The following is a 4566-nucleotide window of genomic DNA, read 5'->3' as shown; positions in this document are numbered from 1 at the left end:
TACCGGCCCGGTGTCCGCTTCGCCCGGATTTCCGGGGTGTCGGGGCGCGTTCCGCGCCCCGTTCGACAGCCGGGACGGCCCGACAGGCGGCCCGGGTGTGCGTTCATCGCGACACGTGGACGGGATCCGGCGCCAGAAGGGCCCTAAACGGCACACTGTGGCCGTTTACCGGGCCCGGTGTCACCGCGTGTAGCCGACATCGGCTCCATGCGGCCTCCGAGGGTCCGGCAGGCGACTCCAGACGCCCCTGCGCCCGCCCCCCGCATCCGAGCCGATCCCCTCAACCGGACACGAACGGGGCATACCGTTCGTAGAACCTGTTCTGGAATCGCGGTGTTCGTCGCCCCGGGGCCGCCAAGAGTGTCGCTGGGCCCGCTTCCCGGCCCCGCCCGCACCTGACGCGGAGTATTCACCCAGGTCACGGTACTGCCGGGTGGTGCGGTGCGGGCCCGGGAACCGCCCCGGGTGTCGAAGAGCACGAACCCCGGGGCGGCGCCGCCCCGCCCGGACCGCGAGGGGCCCGCCGCCCGTCACGGCGACCACCGGCACGCCCGACACCCGACAGCGCTACCGGAGGTGTCACCGACCTTTCCTCGTCGCCGCTGCTCTTCCCCGCACTCCGCCGACCCCGTCACCCGGCCGGAACCCGCGATCGGGGCACCTGCTGGGCCATTGCTGCTGATCAGGGTGGCCATCCACGCGCCGGGCGGCCGAAAGCGCTGCCGGATGGGGTGAGAGCCCTTGTCGTCGCTGCTCTCCTACCTTGTGCTCCGGCGGCCTGTCGCTCGGACGGGGTCCGGGAGCGGGGTACCTGCTGTTCCCGCCTGCCGCCGACCACGGCGACCGACCACACGCCCTGCGGATGACGATGCTGCCACAAGGCCGTTGGCCTCGTTCGTCATCGCCCTCCACCCCACACTCCGGTGGCCTGGTCGCCCGGCCGGGGCCGGTGAGTGGGGCGCCAGCTCTGCCGTCGCCGCCACTCTCCGGTGGCCTGGTGGGCGGTGGTGCTCGGGTCGGGGCTGTTTCTCAGGGGCGGTACGACAGGTCCGCCGGGAGGGGGCGGCGGTTGGCGGCGTCGTCGGCCAGGCGGCGCAGCGCAGCGTACGCCGCTCCCATCGGGCCCGGGCCCATGCTGATCCTCGCGACTCCGGCCGCCGCCAGCTCGTCCAGGGACGGGCCGTCCGCCGCGGCCAGGACGCTGACCGCGCCCAGCTCCGCCACCAGGCGCTCCACCACGGGGACCGAGGACGCCCCGAGCGCGAAGACGCAGTCGGCGCCCGCCTCCAGGTAGGCGCGGCCGCGCCGGACCGCCTCCTCCGCCGGCAGGCCGTGGGCGAGGGCGTCGGTGCGGGCGTTGACCACGACCGGCACGCCCGCCGCCTCGGCGGCCGCGCGTGCGGCCCGCAGGCGGTCGGCCTGCTCCTCCACCGGGCGCAGCGCGTCCGCGCCGCCGCCCTCCTCCAAGCCGTCCTCGATGTTGCATCCGACCGCCCCGGCGGCGATCAGCCGCCGCACGCTGCGGGCCACCCCGTCCGCGTCGGCGCCGTACCCGCGCTCCATGTCGACGGTGACCGGGAGGGGCACCGCCCCGCAGACACGCCGGACCACCCCCTCCAGTTCCTCGAAGGGCAGGTTCTCGCCGTCGCGCACGCCGTAGGCGGCCGCCACGGCGTGGCTGGCCGTGGCCACCGCCTTGGCGCCCGGGGTTGCGGCGACCACGCGGGCACTGGCCGCGTCCCAGGCGTTCACCAGAACCAGGGGGTCGCCGGGCCGGTGCAGGTCGCGCAGGCGCTCGGCCTTCTCGGGCCGGGTCGGGTCATCGGGTGTCGTGTCGTTCACGCGCCGACCCTATTACGTGCCCGCCGGGTCGCCGCGGTGCAGGAGGCAGAATTCGTTGCCCTCGGGGTCGGCCAGCACCGTCCAGGGGGCGTCGCCGGGCTGTCCCACCTGCACCCGTGTGGCCCCCAGGCCGAGCAGACGCTCCAGCTCCTCCTCGGCCGTGCTGCCCGCCCGCGGGCGCAGGTCCAGGTGGAGCCGGTTCTTGCCCTGCTTGCCCTCCCCCGGCGGCACCGGCAGCACGACGATGCCGAAGTCCCCGAGGGGCGCCCCCTCCTCGGGGACGAGCCCGATGCCCTCTTCGGTGTCCACGGCGATCGGCCAGCCCAGTGCGCTGCTCCAGAAGTCGGCCACGGCGCGGGGGTCGGCGGCGTCGATGGACAGGGCGCTGAATCGGAGTGCCATGGGCCGAGCCTAGAGGGGGCCGAAGACACCGGGCCGCCCCTGCCTCCCGCCGGGCGCCGGCATAGCGTCGTGGTCATGGAACGTATGCGGCTGCTCGGCGCGCTCGGCGCCGAATGCGGGCGGCTGGGCGGGGTCCTGGCCGAACTGACCGAGCGCGAGGCGGCGGCGCCGACCCGGTGCGCTCCGTGGGACGTGGCCGCCCTGGCCGCGCACACCGTCGGCGCCCTGGACCGGGTGCCGGTCGCGCTCGACGGAGAGGCGCCGCCGCGGGCCGAGGTGTCGGCCGCGGGCTACTACGCGCCGGACGTGCGCTTCTCCCCCGAGGTGGACGCCGACCGGATCGACAGCGCCGTCCGCGCCGCGGCCCGCCATGGCGACGCCGCCGAGCCCGGCAGGCGGTTGCGGGAGCTGTGGGGGCACCTGGAACCCCGCCTTGCGGGCGAGCCGGAGGGGCGCGTGGTCCGCACCCGCCACGGTGACGCCATGGCCCTGGAGGATTTCCTCCTCACCCGCGTATTCGAACTCGTCGTGCACGGGATCGACCTGGCCGACGCCCTGGGGCGCGCCCCCTGGACCTCGCCGGAGGGGGCGGAGGCGGTGGAGCTCCTGCTGTTCGGCGAGGCCGGGCGGCCTGAGGGAATGGGCGCGCTGTCGGGCCTGCGCGCCGCCACCGGCCGCCACCTGGAGGGCGGGCCGACCGCCGAGGACCTGAAGGGCTCCGGCGTCCGCTTCCTCGCCCTGGGGTGAGGCGCGGCCGACCGGCCCTGGGGGCACCGGGGCCGAGCCGACGGCGAGTGCGTGAGGGGCCCTGAACGGCCCCCGCGCGCGCCCGCCTCACCGCTCCTCGGCGAGGAAGTCGGCCAGCACCGCCGTCAGACGGGCCGGGGCGTCCTCCTGGACCAGGTGGCCGCTGTCCTCCAGGACGTGGAGACGGGCCCGGGGCAGGCGTTCGGCCAGCTCCCGCCCGCGGTCGAGGGGCAGCCACCGGTCGCGGCCGCCCCACACCACGGCCACCGGGATGTCGAGCCCGGCGAGGCGGTCCTCGTATTCGGCGGTGTGGCGCATGTCGGCCTGGGCCATCTGGCGGTAGAAGGCGGGCTGTCCCTGCTCGCCCACCCAGGGACGGGCGAGCACCTCCAGGGTTTCGCTGCGCAGCTCCTTGTCGGCCCCGTCGGCGATGTAGGCGCGCACCAGCGCCTCGTGCAGGTGCCCGGGCAGCTGCCCGAAAGTGTCCGCCTCCCGGTTGACCAGCCGGAAGAACGGGCTTCCCCACGGCCCGGCCGCCACCGCGTCGACCAGGGCGAGCCTGTCGAAGCCCTGGCCCGACAGCAGCGCCGTGCGCAGGGCCACCGCGCCGCCGATGTCGTGGGCGACCACCGCCGGGCGGTCCAGACCCCAGTGGTCCAGCAGGGAGGAGAACGCCTGCTGGTGCCCGGCGAGCGAGACGTCCTGGCCCCCGTACCTGTCCGAGGACCCGTAGCCCGGCAGGTCCCACACGTAGACCGTGTGCCGCGCGCTCAGCGCTCGCGCGATGTCCCGCCAGATGTAGGAGGAGAACGGCCAGCCGTGCACGAGCACGACCGGGCTCCCCTCGCCCAGGCGGGCCCAGCGCACCTCGCCGTTGGGCGAGGCGAAGGTCCGGTCCAGCTTCCAGTCGGTTCCCATGGTTCCTCCGTTACCGTCTTTGCCGCATTGACGGTAACGCTAGCCGTTACCGGTATCCCTGTAAAGGGGGTAACCTCTGCGGCATGGCCTACAACCGCCCGCCTGCTCCGGACGACCTGCTGGTCATCGAGGAGTTCTGCGATTCGGCGCGATTCCTCTACGGGGAGGACTCGCTGGCCTCCGTGGAGACCGCCCGCGCCTGGCTGCACGACCACGGGCACGTCCAGGCCGGGTGCGCCCTCGACAGCGACGCCCTGGCCTTCCTCGTCCGCGCCAGGGAGACCGTGCGCGACCACCTGGAGGGCGTTGCGGGCGCCCGCACCCGGCTCAACGACCTGTCGGACCTGCTGCTGAGGCCCCCGCAGTGGGACGAGCAGGGGCGCGCGCAGCTCCCCCCGATCGGCGGAGACCCCGTGCGCGCCGTGGCCGCCGAGGTCCTGGCCGCCCTGGCGCTGGCAGACCTCGCCGGGCGCGGCGCGCGCCTGAAGGTGTGCCGCTCACCGGAGTGCCGGTGGGTCTACTACGACCGCTCACCGGCCAACAACAGCAGCTGGTGCAGCATGGACATCTGCGGGGCACGGCACAAGATGCGCGCCTACCGCGACCGCCGCACCTTCCAGGGGGATGGATGAGACCGGCCGCCACCAGCAGCCCGCC

5 protein-coding genes are annotated in these 4566 nt (G+C 75.0%); 2 read left to right on the top strand and 3 right to left on the bottom strand.

Annotation, left to right across the window (positions count from 1 at the left end):
• Positions 1-1029: 1029 nt before the first annotated feature.
• Together D476_RS0130360 and D476_RS0130355 are read right to left on the bottom strand one after the other, a co-directional pair.
• Positions 1030-1842: an isocitrate lyase/PEP mutase family protein gene (locus D476_RS0130360; RefSeq protein ID WP_017627636.1), complete on the bottom strand. Its 813-nt coding sequence runs from the start codon at positions 1840-1842 to the stop codon at positions 1030-1032.
• A gap of 12 nt (positions 1843-1854) precedes the next feature.
• A complete protein-coding gene (locus D476_RS0130355) occupies positions 1855-2244 on the bottom strand; it encodes a VOC family protein (RefSeq protein WP_017627635.1) in 390 nt (129 codons plus the stop codon).
• Between the two features lie 84 nt (positions 2245-2328).
• Between D476_RS0130355 and D476_RS0130350 the strand changes: the two genes are divergently transcribed.
• Positions 2329-2991 (top strand): maleylpyruvate isomerase N-terminal domain-containing protein, encoded by a 663-nt coding sequence (locus D476_RS0130350; RefSeq protein ID WP_017627634.1) that lies wholly within the window; start codon positions 2329-2331, stop codon positions 2989-2991.
• Positions 2992-3078: 87 nt separating this feature from the next.
• Here the strand turns inward: D476_RS0130350 and D476_RS0130345 are convergent, their stop codons facing one another.
• Positions 3079-3909, bottom strand: a complete 831-nt coding sequence (locus D476_RS0130345) for an alpha/beta fold hydrolase (RefSeq protein ID WP_017627633.1) — start codon at positions 3907-3909, stop codon at positions 3079-3081.
• A gap of 83 nt (positions 3910-3992) precedes the next feature.
• Between D476_RS0130345 and D476_RS0130340 the strand changes: the two genes are divergently transcribed.
• A complete protein-coding gene (locus D476_RS0130340) occupies positions 3993-4541 on the top strand; it encodes a CGNR zinc finger domain-containing protein (protein WP_017627632.1) in 549 nt (182 codons plus the stop codon).
• Positions 4542-4566 lie beyond the last annotated feature (25 nt).

This window comes from Nocardiopsis chromatogenes YIM 90109 (genome assembly GCF_000341185.1).
GTDB classification, from domain to species: Bacteria; Actinomycetota; Actinomycetes; order Streptosporangiales; family Streptosporangiaceae; genus Nocardiopsis_A; species Nocardiopsis_A chromatogenes.
This window is presented reverse-complemented; position numbering and strand designations above follow the sequence as displayed.